Source organism: Haladaptatus sp. HS23 (genome assembly GCF_056892285.1).
The window spans coordinates 1-16,265 of the sequence record NZ_JBXGLH010000025.1; the positions used below are offsets into that span (position 1 = coordinate 1).

13 protein-coding genes and 1 pseudogene are annotated in these 16,265 nt (G+C 52.9%); 6 read left to right on the forward strand and 8 right to left on the reverse strand.

Annotated elements, in window-relative coordinates; translation table 11 throughout:
* Positions 1-219: 219 nt before the first annotated feature.
* Positions 220-627 (reverse strand): PadR family transcriptional regulator, encoded by a 408-nt coding sequence (locus tag AC1XDK_RS28905; RefSeq protein WP_483353483.1) that lies wholly within the window; start codon positions 625-627, stop codon positions 220-222.
* 127 nt (positions 628-754) lie between these two features.
* Between AC1XDK_RS28905 and AC1XDK_RS28910 the strand changes: the two genes are divergently transcribed.
* Positions 755-1,303 (forward strand): DUF8170 family protein, encoded by a 549-nt coding sequence (locus AC1XDK_RS28910; RefSeq protein ID WP_483353484.1) that lies wholly within the window; start codon positions 755-757, stop codon positions 1,301-1,303.
* 812 nt (positions 1,304-2,115) lie between these two features.
* Here the strand turns inward: AC1XDK_RS28910 and AC1XDK_RS28915 are convergent.
* Positions 2,116-2,490, reverse strand: coding sequence for a HalOD1 output domain-containing protein (locus AC1XDK_RS28915; protein WP_483353485.1), 375 nt, complete (start codon positions 2,488-2,490; stop codon positions 2,116-2,118).
* Between the two features lie 1,309 nt (positions 2,491-3,799).
* Between AC1XDK_RS28915 and AC1XDK_RS28920 the strand changes: the two genes are divergently transcribed.
* From AC1XDK_RS28920 to AC1XDK_RS28930, 3 genes are all read left to right on the forward strand, one after another.
* The gene (locus tag AC1XDK_RS28920; protein ID WP_483353518.1) at positions 3,800-4,078 is read left to right on the forward strand and encodes a winged helix-turn-helix domain-containing protein; all 279 of its coding nucleotides are present in this window, start codon (positions 3,800-3,802) and stop codon (positions 4,076-4,078) included.
* Positions 4,079-4,403: 325 nt separating this feature from the next.
* On the forward strand, positions 4,404-5,699 hold the full coding sequence (locus AC1XDK_RS28925) for an arylsulfotransferase family protein (protein ID WP_483353486.1): 1,296 nt from the start codon (positions 4,404-4,406) through the stop codon (positions 5,697-5,699).
* A gap of 256 nt (positions 5,700-5,955) precedes the next feature.
* The gene (locus AC1XDK_RS28930) at positions 5,956-6,921 is read left to right on the forward strand and encodes an ROK family protein (RefSeq protein ID WP_483353487.1); all 966 of its coding nucleotides are present in this window, start codon (positions 5,956-5,958) and stop codon (positions 6,919-6,921) included.
* Between the two features lie 204 nt (positions 6,922-7,125).
* Here the strand turns inward: AC1XDK_RS28930 and AC1XDK_RS28935 are convergent, their stop codons facing one another.
* Positions 7,126-8,328, reverse strand: coding sequence for an MFS transporter (locus tag AC1XDK_RS28935; protein WP_483353488.1), 1,203 nt, complete (start codon positions 8,326-8,328; stop codon positions 7,126-7,128).
* 604 nt (positions 8,329-8,932) lie between these two features.
* Here AC1XDK_RS28935 and AC1XDK_RS28940 point away from each other — a divergent pair.
* Positions 8,933-9,478 carry a ferritin gene (locus AC1XDK_RS28940; RefSeq protein WP_483353489.1) on the forward strand — a complete coding sequence of 182 codons (546 nt, stop codon included), beginning with the start codon at positions 8,933-8,935 and terminating at the stop codon, positions 9,476-9,478.
* 192 nt (positions 9,479-9,670) lie between these two features.
* On the opposite strand, the pseudogene AC1XDK_RS28945 reads toward AC1XDK_RS28940, so the two are convergent.
* The 5 genes and pseudogenes from AC1XDK_RS28945 to AC1XDK_RS28965 form a co-directional block, all read right to left on the reverse strand.
* A pseudogene (locus AC1XDK_RS28945) lies at positions 9,671-10,192 on the reverse strand (PIN domain-containing protein).
* A 9-nt stretch (positions 10,193-10,201) separates the two neighbouring features.
* Positions 10,202-10,933 (reverse strand): DUF7437 domain-containing protein, encoded by a 732-nt coding sequence (locus AC1XDK_RS28950; protein ID WP_483353490.1) that lies wholly within the window; start codon positions 10,931-10,933, stop codon positions 10,202-10,204.
* A 286-nt stretch (positions 10,934-11,219) separates the two neighbouring features.
* The gene (locus AC1XDK_RS28955; protein ID WP_483353491.1) at positions 11,220-12,461 is read right to left on the reverse strand and encodes a PD-(D/E)XK nuclease family protein; all 1,242 of its coding nucleotides are present in this window, start codon (positions 12,459-12,461) and stop codon (positions 11,220-11,222) included.
* 427 nt (positions 12,462-12,888) lie between these two features.
* Positions 12,889-13,680 carry an alpha/beta fold hydrolase gene (locus AC1XDK_RS28960; RefSeq protein WP_483353492.1) on the reverse strand — a complete coding sequence of 264 codons (792 nt, stop codon included), beginning with the start codon at positions 13,678-13,680 and terminating at the stop codon, positions 12,889-12,891.
* Between the two features lie 86 nt (positions 13,681-13,766).
* Complete coding sequence (locus AC1XDK_RS28965; protein ID WP_483353493.1) at positions 13,767-14,450, reverse strand: helix-turn-helix domain-containing protein; 684 nt, start codon at positions 14,448-14,450, stop codon at positions 13,767-13,769.
* A 356-nt stretch (positions 14,451-14,806) separates the two neighbouring features.
* Here AC1XDK_RS28965 and AC1XDK_RS28970 point away from each other — a divergent pair, with 356 nt between their 5' ends.
* The gene (locus tag AC1XDK_RS28970) at positions 14,807-16,096 is read left to right on the forward strand and encodes a PQQ-binding-like beta-propeller repeat protein (RefSeq protein ID WP_483353494.1); all 1,290 of its coding nucleotides are present in this window, start codon (positions 14,807-14,809) and stop codon (positions 16,094-16,096) included.
* The last annotated feature ends 169 nt before the right edge of the window (positions 16,097-16,265 follow it).

Here is a 16,265-nt window from a genome sequence, read left to right on the forward strand (position 1 = left end):
TACTATAATCATCAGCGACCGCATCAATCGCTCGACAATCGAACACCTGTTGAGGAGGAGCTAAACTAGACAGTGCCAAGCAAATCGATACGTACCAGAGGAATCAGATCACGTTCATCGACAACAATTCTCTCAATCGTTTGCCACAGAATACGTGCTTTGACATCGAATCACTGACTGGCTGTCAACAACGTTCGAGGATGGGATCGGTGGCCGAGCTCACTCTGGCCGTGGCGCATTTTCGTATTTAACCATCTTCTCAGATTTGTCAGAGATCGTTTCGTAGATGCGTTGCAGGGTCTCTTCAGCGGCGAGGAGATTGTGTGTCTTGAGGAACTTGCGACCCTCGTCTGTCAATCCATAGAATTTCCAGGGATATCCCTGTCGGCGCTGGTCGTCGGAAAGTGCAACCTCCTTTACGATACCTGCCTCGATCAACTTTTGGATGTGTTTGTACACGGTAGCGTCGCTGACACTCGGGTTAAGCTGTTCGAGCTCGTACATTGACGGGAGTTGTCGTGGGTGTTGAAGGATATTGGTGAGGAGTGCAAACCGAGTCTGTTGGGTCACAAAATGTACCAGTTCGCGGTTGTCCGCACCGTCACCAGTTCCCAACTCTGTACTCATATCACTAGCTACGAACTGGTGGCTCAAGTAGTTTACTCTAAGGTAAATTACTCCAGAGTAAACTGAACCTCTTTATTCGGTAAATTACTTAGTAAACTCTTTATCTCCTGTGTAATATAGGTCCCGTATGCCAGACGAGGAGTCGCCGATTCCAGAGGACATTCTCATGAGCGCGACGTCACAACTCGACCAAGAAGAGATCTCGCTGGCCGACAACGAAGAGATCATTCACACGCTAAGTGAATTGTCACCCGTGTACGAGAACGACCGCTCGTACTTCGTTCTCGGAAACTACGATCGAGAGCCAATTCGACGATTGAACCTGGTCACCGATCGTTTGAATCGTCGGGAGGACGCCTATGCGTTCCGAATGGTCGATATCCGCGGCGAGTGGGACAACAGCATCCAGAAATTCTGTCTTATCGCCGACCTCGTCACATACCTCGTCGGTGTTGCTGAGAAAGATCCCAGCGACTTCCTCGTCGAACAGGGGCTGCTCGTCGGTACCACCGAGTACTTCTCGAAAAGCTATGTTCTCAAACGCGAGTATGATGATGAAGAGCATCCGTTTGGGTGGATGCAAGATGGAGTTTTTGATCTCTTCGAGAACGAAGGACGGTTGTATCGATGGCGAACGGACGATGATCTTCTCGAAGCTGCCGAGTCACTTCCGTGACCTGATTAAGGATACCGAGGACCAGGCATTCCAAAATGTACTCCCTGTGGTATCGGTGATGGTGTTTCTTCTCTTCGACCCAAACACGGTGGCCAGTACTCATGAGTAGTCATTCAAAGTTAGTCCCGTCACGCGTCAAATCGGGACATCCAAATTCGCGCTCATGATGGGGTACTTGTTACATGTTTAGCGATTTCGGACATTTTATCGAACTGACTAGGTCATTGGTTTCGAAATCAAGATTCCATTTTGAGAGCTACTCGTTGCCTCGTGAGAGTTTCGTTATCCTTCCGTCCCAGGTAGATATTGCTAGGCAGGACGATGAGACCGTCCAGTCTACTTGGGGGAACTCTAACGGTGCCCTTCCTGAGACGCCAACAACGACGTGAGAAGCTCGTCTTTCGGTCATTGTCAAGGTTGGCTGTATTTTGCTGGCATAAAAATAAATAACATACTTCGATATCGTATCACTACTGTCGGAGTGCCTCTGACCAACTCGTCTCCGACATACCGTGAGGTCGCTTGGAGGGCAGACCTCACAGGTCTTCTGTGTCCAAGTATTTCCCAGCAGAACTACTGAGTTCTATAGTGTACTTCTTCGGTCGATCAGACCACCAATCCAGAATTTTGCTGGTTTGCAAGTGACTAACAAACATCCATACATCCCAACCAATGTCAGGTAGTCCATTCAACTAGAAATCATAAGCCTGACAACTCGTGGAGAAGTAGACGGTTCTCCTCCACGAGATCCACGGTATCGTGAGCTAGATGGGGATTTGTCGGAAGTAGCCATGTATAGAGATCGAATACATCTATTGTCGGAATCTCTCGCTAGCACCACTACGTATTCCGAGCGATTCGTAGATGAGGATAGTGTAGTCGCTCCGAACGGTTACAAGATAGTCCTCGATCGTGAATCGCACTTTTGAGTCACTCTTTTTGGACGCACTTGCTTCGATGATGTCTCCGAGTGCATCTGGATTCACATATTCGTACAGCGAGAACGTGGTCTGACCCGCTGCTGGCTCAAGCACGTCGATGAGTACATCGACAACGCCGGTGACAATCTCCGGACGCGATGCTCCGGTGTCAATCGTCTCAGACGCGACTAATGCGTATTGGGATGAGAGACTCGGGCCAGAAGCTTCTACGCTAGAGCCAAACCAAGTGGTCGTTTCGATGGTCATTGTGGTACTCAGTATTAGTTCGATACAGACTACAATTCATTAAGTACCTCCTGCCATTTATTTCGTTTAATATTTATCGTATTGTTTGTGCTACTCTCGAGGCGATCTTGCTCTCGTTGTTCAACTCTTCTTGCTTCACAGTATCTTGTTAGACGCTGCCACCACCAACTCAAAACTAAAATCAGATTTTGTGCTTACGGTACCTCCTTTATGTTCCTGGTCGTTGGTTTACATGCACTCACACAGTCCATAACAGAGCCACACTGTCTGGCGTCATCACCCAGAGACATCCTTCATGAGGGGCTGTCTGTGAGTTGCACCCCGAACTGCCGCCGTCCTCCCTTCTGACTGGATCTTCCATCGCTCATCCCATACTGGTTGTGATGAGTCCTTGGCTTTCGGAAGCGTGAATCGGAAACGGACAAATCAAGGGGGATTACTCAATATGGTCGGATTGTTTTGGAGTCGAATTGATGCACGTTTTGGTGCGATAGTCCAGTATAAATTCCTTCGGCAGCGTCCATCGATCTCCGAGGAATTACTCTGATCACTCATAGTGTTATCTTCGATCGATTCACCAAGCCGATTTCTTCACAAGTAGCTCCATGCCGCCCGGATTTCGCGTGCAAAGAAGATTCCTCTCTAGTCGAACCCGATGGACTGAATCGAATTTGTTGCACCGTTCTCACGGTGGTGTCGTCAGGTCAGAACTGCCGCCAATCTCGGTCTTGATTCCTTCTCATTATCCCAGTCGGCAGGTGGCGCTACCGATGCGTGTTGACGGCTGTTGTTGACGACAGTGGCGTGGAAATCAACGAGGTTGCATTTAGGTTCCAAACAGCAACCCAACGAGATCTTGAGCAGACCACAATTGCGGATGCAGTCGACACAGCGCGACAGAACGCCACTGCTGGTGCCGCCGGTGAGGATCTGACCGTCGGTAGTGTGCACTCGATCGTGACTGACTCTGGCTCGCTTCCTCGTCATTTGCGGGCCGGTCAGGCATCGACGATGGATACAGGTGCTTCGGGAAGTCCTAAAAGTGGTCCCAATCGAAGTTTCGGTTAGTGTCGAAGTAGAATATCGCCTTGAAGAACCCTAAGACGTAATCTTATCATCTAATCCACCTCTCGTCCGTTAGAGATATTTCTCTTCTAATAGCGTCTGTTTAGGATATGGATATTTTCTCATTTGAGCTAGATCGTAGTGACGTGTAGGGTAAATTAATAATGAAATAATCAGTTCCAATCCGACAGGCGTCTCTGCCATATCAACGGTGTCTTCAGTTACTACCTACATTTGTCATCAAATGCAACAACGTGTACAAGATCCAGACGACACAACCGATCCAGAAACAAACCCACCGACTGACGTGCTTTCCGAACTTCCACCAAGTGCAAAACTGGTCGCGAAAGTACTCGAATACAATGACGATGGGCTCACGCAATCTGAACTTGCCGATGAAACCCTGCTCCCAGCACGCACGGTTCGCTACGCACTCACGCGACTCGAAAACCACGATCTCGTCGACTCACGTTTCTCATTTACCGATGCCCGAAAACGCTGCTATTCTCTTACCTTCGACTAATTACGTATAAATGGTGTAAGAGACGACGGCTCTCAACAATCAACTCAATATTACACTGAAATCTGTGATGAAAATGAACGACGGTTGCTAACTGAGGTACCTATTGCTTTGCAATTCACCAGATAACGACCCATGGACTCAATTTCCTTCGTCCCATCTCAACCGCATCTGCGACCCACCAAGCGGTCACCGCTGGAAACTCGGACTCAGTATGCTCTCGATCGGTTTCCGTCATGATGGCTCGGTATCGGCTTATTGCCTGCAGGTTTTGTATCGCTTATTGGCGATCGCAAACCCTTTGCAACATCTCAGAGTATGAAATATAATGAATCCTCGCCGTCAAGGTACCTGGCTCGTCGTAATCGGTGTCATCCTTTTTGTATTGACTGTAGTGGTCAGTGGGGTCCTTGCGCCAGAGATTGGTTCCGTCGGTGATAGCGATAGCCGCCGAACTTTGGTGGGATCACAAGGTGGTGGACCTGGTTGGCACGAGTATGGAAGTGTATATCTCTTGACTGGGAGAAATGTGACGTGGCGCGAAGCCAGTGCAGGTAGCTATTTCGACGTAACGAAGACGGGCAACGGAACAGTATTGGCAGGGTTTATGGATGGAGGATATCAAAAATGTGCTCCGTATGAATCTCCATGTTCTCGCTCAGGGTTTCGTGTGATTGATCCCACACCCACCCCCCATGTCATCTCGGAATATAGTTTCCCAGTTCGAGACAAAAAGGACAGTGAGGTCCACGATGTTGAGCGTCTCGCTTCAGGGGAATATCTGATGACCGATATGGAACACGAGCGCATCTTTACGGTAAAAAATGGCGCAGTTACATGGCAATGGGACGGGCGTTCATTCTACGACGCGCCAAGTGATCCAACAAAGTCTGATTGGCTGCATATCAACGATGTCGACGCCATTGGTGATGGTCGATATCTGATTTCGATTCGGAATACAAACCAATTATTGGTCATTGAACGAGGCAAAGGTGTTGTCGAGGTAATCAACAAGGATACATCAACAAGCTCTGATGCAAGCTGTCGACGATCGGGGCAGTTGGCTGATTATGATAACGATGGCGATGTTCGCTGTGGTGACCCTTCCGTGCTTAATCATCAACACAATCCACAGTGGATCGGAGATGGTGCCGTACTCGTTGCCGATAGTGACAACGACCGCATTGTTGAACTTCACCGCACCGAGAGTGGGGAATGGCGTCCTATTTGGACGGTGGGAAGTGCTAGTGGCGTCGAATTTAATTGGCCACGTGACGCTGATCGGCTGCCAAATGGAAATACGCTCATCACCGATACACTAAACAGACGAATCGTCGAGGTGAATTCCGATGGCGAAGTCGTGTGGAGTACCAGAACACCACGGATTCCGTATGAAGCGGATCGACTCCCCGTGGGCGAAACAGTCGGTGGACCGCAATACAGTTCGGGTACGTCATCAATCGTTGCTCCGGGGAATGATATCCCGATTCTCTCATCGATCCTCGTTCTCATTCGAGCGATTGTCCCAGCGACACCGTTCTGGTTCGGTATCCCGCAGTTAGTCTTGTCACTGCTCTCACTCGCCTTGATCCTTATTGGAAGTATTCGATATCTACGTCATTGATGATTGAGGGTCCTCAAATCGCGGATGGACTGGCTGTCGTTTCACCCGAACCGTATTTGTTACTCACAGGGTGGTCATTGCCAGAAACTCGAACTTGCGAATCACTTGTAGAACAGATGCCCATTATATCGACTATCAATCTCATCTAGAGAGCTTAAACTTCAAGGAAAATTCCCAACAGGACACCATTTAAGAATGAGCGAGGAACTGCTTAGTGATTCTATAATTAAGTGGTGTGGATTTGTGACTAGCGGTAATGTACTATGTGGGCGTCGACCTGGGTGCAACCAACGTTCGTGCTATTGTCGGTGACGAAACAGCGACAATAATCGGCAGCGCACGAGACTCAACCCCAGGTGGACCGACGGGAAGAGCGATCACAGATTCAGTTTTACAAGTGGTAAAACAAGCCTGTAATGATGCGGACGTTCCCTTGACAGCCATCGCAGGGGCAGGTATCGGATCAATGGGAACAATGGATTCAACTGCCCGTTCGATTGAGATTCCAACAAATATCTCGACCGAGATTGATTCAATCCCACTCGTTGAGCCACTTTCACGGCTTTTACACACTAATAACGTTCACTTATGTAATGATACCGTTGCGGGTGCTCTTGGTGAACGGTTCTATAACTACCCGTCGGTCGACAATCTCGTCTATCTCACAATTTCTTCCGGAATTGGCGTGGGAATAATAGCCAACGGAACGGCATTTTCGGGCCAAGGTGGTAATGCCGGGGAAATGGGGCATACGACAATAGATATTGATGGGTTCATGGAATGCAGTTGTGGGAAAACTGGCCACTGGGAAGCGTATTGCTCAGGGAATAGTATCCCACGTTTCGCTAACGCTCTTTATAAGAAAGACCGCGTCGAAACAGGGCTCCCAATCGAAACCCCCGAGTTTACTGCAGAGGATCTGTTTGAACACGGTGGAACAGATGCGTTTGCAGACCGTGTTATTGATCGTCTCGCACATCTGAATACTGCTGGTATTGCGAATATCGTTCATGCATATGATCCATCAGTCATCAGTATCGGGGGTGCTGTTGCACTCAACAATCCAGATCACGTAGTCGAACCTGTCAGAGCGAGACTTAGTGATGCTATTCTTGTTGAAACTCCCGAAATACAGTTGAGTGAATTAGGTACTCAGGCGGTACTAAAAGGTGCTCTCACCCTTCCAATCACTGAAAATAGACAAACCTATCCAAAGATCTGATCCTCAACCAGAGCCACGAGAACCCCAGAGACCACCAGTACAGTATCTCTATTCGGTTGCATGCCCTGACTGATCGGTCGTAAGCGACACGGAGGGCGGGATCAATCGTGCTCCGGTTAATGTACTCTACATTCAGCAAGCTTGCTGAAACCACTCTGGTAGCCGTCAGACCAACCCCATCAACTACTATCAAAAGACACGTACTTAGGTGGGCACGGGTGCGCGTAGCGCTAAGAGGACACCAATAAGGGCGACTCCACCGGCGACGAGGAACGCCGAGCCGTAGCCTGCACGGTCGATAATCGTGCCGGCAGCGATGGGTGCAGCGAACGCACCCAACAGACCGACGCTCGTCAGCAACGAAACGGCTGTGGTCCGCACCGCCGCCGGGACGAGTTCGGCGATGTACGAAAAGAGCAGTCCAGTAACGAGCTGGATAGCGAAGCCGACGACGACCACCGCCCCGCTGACGAGCCCGAGCTGCGAGACAAACGCGAAGGCGACGACGGCGGGTGTAGCAACGACGAACGACAATACGACAACGGGGCGACGTTTCCCGCCGAAAACGCGGTCAGAGACGACACCACTGCTTGACCGTCCAATCGCTCCAATCGCCGGGAACAGCGCGGTCAGCAGGCCGCTCGCCGCTAGCGAGATGTCAAACTCGTTGACTAGATAACTCGGCAACCACGTGTTAACAAAGAGATACAGTGAGTAGGCGAGAAAACAGAGCACACAGACGATCCAGACCGCCTGATTAGTGAACAATTCGCGCAGTGCTGTACGATCCGGCGCAGACGCATCAACCCCGGGAACGTGATGACGGGTCGCGAGCAAGAAAATAGTGACACCGACGACGCCCATGGCGGCATACAGTGGAAGGATTGCAGGCCACCCAGCAACGGTAGCGATGAGGGGACTGCCGAACTGGCCGAGCGCGAATCCAACAGGTGCGCTTGCGGTAAACACGCCGACTGCGGTCGCCCGGTGGCGCGGTGCAACGGCGCTTCCAACGACGTTCGCACCCGCGTTCCAGAAGATGACATACGCGATACCGCCAAGCACACGCGAGACGAGCAGCCAGAGAAACGCACCGGCAGTGGCCGCATACCAGCCCCAGACCCCCGCGACAACAAGTGCGACGGCGCCGAAGATGGTCATTCGACGCACCGAAAAGCGGTCGATGGCGATACCAGCGGGAACACTGGTGACGACCGCAGTCGCGTACATAATGCTCACAAGCCACCCTGCTGTACTTGCCTTGAGTTCGAGTGATTCTTGTATCACTGGCAAAACGCTCGCCGGGGCGATTTCATAGGCTGCGGCCGCTGTCGAAAGCACGAAAAAACCGATGAGCAGACCGAGCGTCTCGTGGTGAAAACTTCCTATAGTTGGTCGGTCATTCACAGTCTGTGTACTCGATTCTCGGAGTGCTGGCAAACCCTTTCTGTTTCTTCACGAAGACAAATATTCGAAGAGCTATGCGGCAAACCCCGCTTTGCCAATCTGTATGCGGGACGATTGCACTAGAGATGACTGGAAACCGGTGTTCACCGTATTTCATCCCGACTTAGAATATGACTGCCGCGAAGATCTCCCTCCGAGGGGAGCACTATCAGAAAGATCGTCTGGAGTCATAACGCCGCTTACAGCCAGGCCACCGGCACCAAGGCTGATGGTTGCGACCAGAATCCCTGCCACTCGTGAAATTTTCATTCGATGACTGCCGGCTCCTAACCCCTCGCCTGTCGCCCGATATGCAGACAAATTGTTCCCCAAACCCGATCTCCTATACAGTTAGTGATGCTTCAACTGTCGATTGATTGGTCCGTATTCTATATGCCAAAGAATCGACTAATAATATGACAGAATCACCGTGCAAGATGTAGAGGATGTAGTCAGTATCTCCAGTACTGCACATACCAATCACCTTCCTGTCATTGACTTCGAATAAGGTTGGGCTTCGATGACCCCAACAATGATGCCATGGCCGAGCGTTAACCTAGAAGTTATGCTCAAAGATTCGCTCGAGGAGGCATTGAACGAACAGATCAACGCTGAGCTCTACTCGGAGTACTTGTACCTCTCGATGGCGGCCTACTACGAGGATGAAGGTCTGCCCGGGTTCGCGTCGTGGATGCGGGCCCAGGCCGACGAGGAGAGTGCTCACGCGATGCGAATTTATGACTTCGTCATCGAGCGCGACGGACGGGTTACTCTGGATACTATTGACAGTCCGCCAAGGGAATGGTCCGGTCCGTCTGACGCCTTCGAGGCAGCCTACGAACACGAGGTCGAAATAACCGAGATGATCAACGACCTCGTCGCACTCGCCCGTGAAGAGAACGACAACGCGACCGAGAACATGCTCCAGTGGTTCGTTGCGGAGCAGGTCGAGGAGGAGGCGACAGCACAGGCCGTTCTGGATAAACTCAAGCACGTCGGTGACGACGGTCCCGGCCTCCTGATGGTTGATCAGGAACTCGGCCAGCGCGGTGGCGCCGGAGGGGACTCGGGCGGAAACGGAGCTTCCACATCTGAGCCCATGGGCGAGTAGTCAGAGACAGTGGCGTTGAACTTCCTATCGTCACATGATGAATGAGCGCTCTGTAGCTCACACCGTAAGGGAACTATCTGCTATCGGGCATCAGAGCGTAGAACTTTGAATCCATCAGTCCACGGTTGACGGACCACTGAATTCACATCGAGAACGGTGTCTCGGTGCCAGTATCCCCCTTACAACAGTTACTCAAATTAACCGCAGTGAATCGCCGGGAGCATCGCCGATTATATCTGTGACCCCGTACACTGAAATCGCATCTGTGTACCCTTATGCGCTAACCGCCCGTTCAACACCCTTTCTGGCTGGCTTATCGTCGATAAAACCAGCAGTCGACCGGTCTCGAAGGTATTGAATGGCTAATCCTGCAAGAATCGCAGCCGCCTTTTCGATCTCGTGTTCGGGTCGGGCAGTCTCATTCGCGATCGTTCGTCTGGCGATATCGCTCGCTGCGATGGCATCTCCGTCCGTTGGTGCTGGGGCGTCGATGACTTCGGCCCAGCCCTCGTCAAGGGCGATACGGACACGATCTGTCTCTGGGCCACCGATCTCACCGATAACGCGGTGAGGCAGTTTGAGTACGACGCCAGCGGCCTGCACCGCTCGTCGGAATCGTTTGTACCGCTGGTTTGTCGGATGCCCAATCGCCATAAAGATGTTCGCGTCGACGAGGACGTCCGTCTCTGGGGACAGCGGCGTATCTTGATCCATTTGTCCTGATCACTCGTCGCCCAGTGGCGGTTCAACCGGCATCGTCTCCATGTCCTCAAGAGCAGGGAGATCCATCTCATCATGGACATCTGGAAACAGATAGTCGAAGTAGGGATCGTGATCACGGCCGACGGCGAGCGCAGGGGCGAGAGCATACACGATGCACATCGCTTCCGTCTCACGGACATCGATATCACTCCCAATCATCCGCTGTGTTGTTTTCCCCGCGAAGTGCAGACCAGCACCGCGCAGCGCCGCGACGAGTTTGCCGATCCCATATCGATCAACAAAATATTCGACATCTTCGTCGACTTCCTGCAGCGCAAAAGCATGCAGCACAGTCGGCGTAATGATGATCGGGAGGTGCTGCTCAATAAGCACAATCGGATCGGCAGTCAACTGCTGAGGACGGGTTGAGTCATCACGCTTCACGAGACCGAGTGCGACGAGCCGGTCGACGTATTCGTACGTCGTCGATTTGGACAGCTCGAGTCCGTCCATCACCTCCGGTGGCGACACGGGTCCCCAGTAGCAAATGTACACGTAGACTCGGGTGAGTGCTGGGTGATTGAGAAGCTCGACGACGGTTTCTAAGCCGGGTGCGTTCTGTGCGAGTGTCTCTGGGGCAAGCGTTTCCTCGTTCAACGCGTCGATAGGTGGGTCGAGCGTGTCAATGCCTCCATCTGGGAGGGTACGACCGGGATTGGGTGTCTGAGTCATAGCTAATAGTCCGAAATCCATGTACTTCAGACTACCGCTGATTCCAAGGGAGCATACTTGGCGTACCACTATCCCATATAGACTGATCGGTCGCGAGCGATGCGAAGACTAGTGAGACGCAGTCTCACGTGGTCGCGGGATGCCAAACGGCCGAGGGCTTTCAGGGAATATGAGACTTACCACGGTTGACATTCCCTTGTCCGGCTTGTGAACCGCGAAGTTGGCCGGAAACAGATGATCCAATGTCTACATCAAGAGATAGAGACGTCCGATACCATAACCGGTGATCAGCAACCGCAGTATACTATCATCGAAATTCCTCTAAAGTTTCTTGATAAATCGCGTCGATCGTCGATACGAGGGCGGGATTCTCGATCACATGCTCGGTAAATGCAGTGTATAACGCTGTGATGTACGCAGTGAAGAAGTCAGAAGAATCAGCAACTGGAATATCATACGTCGCCTCAATCTGATTGTGCATGTTGCCAGTGAGTGTTGCACGAGCAGGGAGCGCTGCCATGATCTCCTCGCGACGTGCTTCGAAGTTTTCGACGAATGCATCCCGAAAGTCCGTCTCCTCATTTTCTAGATATCGGTTTGGCGGGGTATTCCGAAACTGGAATTTCAATGTGTGCTCACCGAGAGCAAGGTCTCGATGATGGTCTAATCGATGGAGGAAGCCGACCCGGACCCATCTTGATTCAATCGGTTCTGCAACTGGCTCGAATGTATCCCCACGCCGCCACCACTCGGTCTTGAAAATGAACGCCCAATCGGAATCATGTTCGTAGAACACCCAGTCATTCATGAGCTCCTCGTTACCAATTCGGTCGATCAACCGTGATTGCCATTCGTTCGCGAATGCTTCCCATCGATTCTCGAAGGCGTCACTGATGTCGCTGACAGCGTCGTAATATTCGATGTAGAGGTCTGCTTTTTCCTGTTCGGATTGCTCGTGATCAGACATGCCTGTGATCTCCTTGATATCGTACTCTAGTTCGCGAAGTTGGTTTACCGTCCGTTGCGGATATCGTGGGCCGTGCTGCAGCACGAAGGGATTCAGCACGTCCTGTACAAACTCCTCCCACGTCCAGTTCGTAAAACATGCTCCCGATGCTTGGGGTTTACCGTCCTGATGAAGGTACAGATAATACTCGCCAGATTCGTATTCGTCTTTCCACCGCCCATCAATTGTGTCCGCCTTGCAGTAGAAGGTTGTCCCGGTTTCAGCGGCCGAAAATTTCAGTTCGACGAGCAGGAACCACTCGTTTGGAACCTCAATCAGTAGATCCAGCCATCCCTGTGTGTCGGTCTCTCTTGGTGTGGCGGTGAGCGTCTTCACCGACACCTGTTCGTCGACCTCTATATTCGATAGCTCGTAGAGGTCCTCTCGGAAGTCACACTCTGCTGGGAGTCCCTCGAGAAACGCTCTGAGAAAATCAGTCCCCATTCCGTGTGGTTCATTTGAATCGAGGAGGTATCGTAGGAGTCGGTTCACGTAGACTTCTGCTCGACGCTGTTTCCCGAGCCCATATTCGACGACATTCATCAGCGAACGCGGTTGCTCTGGAGCATCAGTAATCGACTTCCACCGTCGCTCGAGGGTCTGTAAGCGCTCATTTATCGTTGGCTCTGATTCCATCAATACATCTTGCTCCATCTATTGTATGTCCTTGTTATAGAGGTTTTTCTTGCAAGGTATTTCTATTAGCGAGATCAAATCCAACTACCACCTAGTTCACTCTGTCGAGCAGTAAGCAGTGATGCCCATTGGACGTAACTGTTTACCTTCAAACTTCGGGCGAGCTATCGCTCACCTAGCACCCGCCCATCTGATTGCAACGCTAACGAATGAACTGACCCTTAGCGGACTACAAGGGTAAGGGCTTGCAAGACTGTGGACTGGTCACAGCGCAGTGCAGTAAAACCGAGTACGCGCAAGCGCCAGAGTCACACATTAGGAACGACCGTCCGCCCTAACTGTCTGTTCTCACTCGTCGAAGGAATTCACGAACAGCATCCGAAACACGCTCCGGATCACTCACAGGACCGTTGTGCCCCAAATTCTCGAACTCGACAAACTGGCTGTCGGTAACCGCAGTGTCGACCGCACGAACACTGTCCCGAAGATGCGATGGTCCATTACTCCCGGTCATCAAGAGCACTGGAGCGTCGATATCAAGCGTCCCCGGCAGCTCGTACGCTTCGATTACCTGGTTCATGCGGAGAGCACTCTCGACAAACCGAGTATAGTCGGGCCATGCAGGCCACTCGGCGAGCCACCGCTCGAACGCATCGTCATTGATGTCCCCATGCAGAACCTCGCGAAGATGCTGTCGCATTGCCCCGCGACGATCACCAGCATCGAGACGTTCCTGCATTCGGGTCACGAGGTCTGCCTGTTCGCGATAGTCACCGACGAGAACTGCAGGCTCGTACGCGACCACCGCACTGATCGACCCTCTTTGAGCAGCTTCGAGTGCTCGTAGGCCGCCGAACGAGTGTCCGAAGAGAACCGGCTCGCTGTCAACCGCGTCGACGACTGCACAGACGTCCTCAACCTCGCAATCGAGACTGTACTCTTCACTGTCGCCACTGTCTCCGCGCCCACGTCGGTCGGGAACGACAACCGTGTAGTCGTCGAAATAGGGAACGACCGGATCCCAGTATCGCCGTGTGCCACCGCCGTGCAACAGTATCAGCGGGCATCCATCGCCGTGCGTTTCGTACGCGATACGTGTGCCATCGGGCGAAACAACTGTCTGCATTGACGTCCCAGACTTGACTCCACTACCGGCTGAAACTGTCTCTCAGTGAGACGGCCGTTTAAGTGTTCGACAGCGATGACGCCCGCTTACTGTTCCGAGAGCGAGGCTTGGGCGAGAGTCGTCTCAGCAAAGTATACTTGTGCGCGCCGCAGTCGTTCAGAGAGCGATGACGCAGTGATACCAAGCGCCGCGGCAACGTCGGCTTGCGATGCCGACCGTGGGACCTCAAAGTAGCCCATCCTGTACGCGGTCTGGAACGCCTCGCGCTGCGGATCGGTCAGCCCTTCGTCCAGTGTCGCATCCCGCCCATCGTTAACCAACCGGCGAAGCGTAAACACCCCATTGTGCTGCCAGAATAAACGGAACTCATCAAGAGCCGCAAGGTCAGCAAACCAGCCGCTCTGAATCCAACCCGTTGAGGTCACACGGATCGACTCGATAGACGCGTCGGTGGCTGCAAGTGACTGAAGCCCAGCAACGTCGTCTACAGACCCCGAGAATTGTTCTTCCATTCCGACCGCAGGCTCGACTCGATACCGAGGTCTCCCGTCAGGACGCTGGAGGCATGTGAAATCACCGACGAATAACGCCGACTCAAGCGCCAGTTCGACCGACTCGGCCGCGCCATCGACTACGTCGACGACGAATGCAGTGTACCAGTTCTCGCTGGGCTGTAGCTTGACCTCAAGCGTCGCGTCGGGGACAGTTGCCGCGACTTCAACGAATGGTAACTCTTGGCAGGTGATCTCAAATTCGGCGACAAACCCCATGGGCTCGCAATGTAACTAACCAATACTGTCAATTCCGATTCTTCTTCAACCTGGGGTTACTGCGACGAGGGGATTGAATTCAGATTCGGTCACTCCTGGGCGAAGCGAGGCACTCTCTGCGGTTGTATCCCGATGTGAATAGTGAGTAAACGGCGGGTGGCAGCGGCGAGCGGGGAGTGCCGTTCACGAATCACCAGTAAAACAGTGAGCACCAAATCTCGATTATCCCCTCCGGGTGGGATTGAAAGGGGCCGATGCGCTCGACGAGCGTGCGGGGGCTTTCGAGGTGATACTGAACCGGCTAGCAGCTATTGGTCCACCAGAAAACGTATGCCATGGCCGTGTCGACACCTAGCATGGCTCCACTGACGCGTCGCTCCCTCCTTCGACAGATGACGATTGGGGGTGGGATAGTGAGTGTGAGCGGATGTATCGCTCCGACGATCCCAGGACTTTCGAACGGGAAGGGCATTCCCAAGCCGTTCACACACGACGCATACAAAGCGAGCTACGTCCCAGACGGTCGCTGGGTAGTTGAAGGCCATGACGGGGGACGAACCAGCTCTGCTGCGTCGACACTCCCCCACGGAGATGTTGGCGTCGCGTGGCTTCGCCGTCCAGGCACGGACCCTCACGGAGCGACGCCACCAATTGTCGGTCCGAATCGTGTCTATATCGGCTATACCGAATCATCAAACGACGCTAACAACCCAGACGCCTATCTTGCTGGGTTCGATGCGAAAACGGGCGACCAGCAACTCGATAAACATCTCGACACGGGTCGAACTGTGGGGCTCGCACTGGCTGGTGACAGACTACTTGCTGTAACCCGAAGCCCAAACTACGACCAGGCAACCCTGACGGCTCTCACACAGAATGGTGCGATCCAGTGGACCGACACGCTACCGGACGTGACTGGCTCGCCAGCAGTTGTGGACGGAACGTGTTACCTAGCAACGCGCAACGAGGAGAACGCTGTGTACGCCTATTCGCTCGATGGCACCCAACAGTGGCGAACATCCATCGATGGGGAGTGCTACACGGCGACTTGTGCGGACCGCGACGGTGTCTATGTCGGGTTAACCGACGGGCGTATCGCGGCGCTTGATGCGACCACTGGTGAGCAACGGTGGAGCAAACAGATCGCCACACCAGTTGAGTGTTGTCCGGACATTCAGGCCACCCCCACGGTAGCCGACGGGCGTCTGTACGTCCCGGGTCTCGCTGGGGAACTCGTCGCAGCTGATACCGCCAATGGTACCGTTCTGTGGCGGACGACCATCGGCGACGAAGACGACGGCAACGCGATTCCCTCACCAGCAGTCACGGCGGACACTGCGTACGTACAGACGTATCACGGAGGGCTCGTTGCAATCGATATTGCAGACGGGTCGATTCGCTGGCGATCAGCCGAGAAGGAGGACAATCAACCCCCCGCTGTCGGTGACGGTGGTGTGGTCGTCCCACAGAATGACTCGGTTGTTGCCTACGAGACGAGTGACAGCCCTGCGTGGACGATTGAGATTACGGTCCCAGACATCGGGATGGCGGGCTACATCATGGACACAGAAGTCGCCCTGGCACACGGGATGTGCTACGTCGGGGTCGCTGATGGTCGGATCTACGCAATTGGCACCCGCGAATAATACAAAACGCGAGTGAAACGAGTGGGAGCACGGAAGACTCACTTCGTTCGTCTTCCGGAGCGAACGTGGGCCAGCGAGACTGCATCTCGCGTGGTCGCGGGATGCCGAACGGCCGAGGGCTTTCTGTGAATCTCACTCATCGGTTTGTCTGCGGTGTCGTCGATTGTGT

Bases quoted from the DNA above. Each gene is read 5' to 3' on its own strand.
- AC1XDK_RS28970 (WP_483353494.1), top strand. From the start codon at position 14,807: ATGGCTCCACTGACGCGTCGCTCCCTCCTTCGACAGATGACGATTGGG.
- AC1XDK_RS28950 (WP_483353490.1), bottom strand. From the start codon at position 10,933: ATGGATTTCGGACTATTAGCTATGACTCAGACACCCAATCCCGGTCGT.
- AC1XDK_RS28925 (WP_483353486.1), top strand. From the start codon at position 4,404: ATGAATCCTCGCCGTCAAGGTACCTGGCTCGTCGTAATCGGTGTCATC.
- AC1XDK_RS28915 (WP_483353485.1), bottom strand. From the start codon at position 2,490: ATGACCATCGAAACGACCACTTGGTTTGGCTCTAGCGTAGAAGCTTCT.
- AC1XDK_RS28910 (WP_483353484.1), top strand. From the start codon at position 755: ATGCCAGACGAGGAGTCGCCGATTCCAGAGGACATTCTCATGAGCGCG.
- AC1XDK_RS28960 (WP_483353492.1), bottom strand. From the start codon at position 13,680: ATGCAGACAGTTGTTTCGCCCGATGGCACACGTATCGCGTACGAAACG.
- AC1XDK_RS28905 (WP_483353483.1), bottom strand. From the start codon at position 627: ATGAGTACAGAGTTGGGAACTGGTGACGGTGCGGACAACCGCGAACTG.
- AC1XDK_RS28940 (WP_483353489.1), top strand. From the start codon at position 8,933: ATGCTCAAAGATTCGCTCGAGGAGGCATTGAACGAACAGATCAACGCT.
- AC1XDK_RS28920 (WP_483353518.1), top strand. From the start codon at position 3,800: ATGCAACAACGTGTACAAGATCCAGACGACACAACCGATCCAGAAACA.
- AC1XDK_RS28955 (WP_483353491.1), bottom strand. From the start codon at position 12,461: ATGAATGTCGTCGAATATGGGCTCGGGAAACAGCGTCGAGCAGAAGTC.
- AC1XDK_RS28930 (WP_483353487.1), top strand. From the start codon at position 5,956: ATGTACTATGTGGGCGTCGACCTGGGTGCAACCAACGTTCGTGCTATT.
- AC1XDK_RS28965 (WP_483353493.1), bottom strand. From the start codon at position 14,450: ATGGGGTTTGTCGCCGAATTTGAGATCACCTGCCAAGAGTTACCATTC.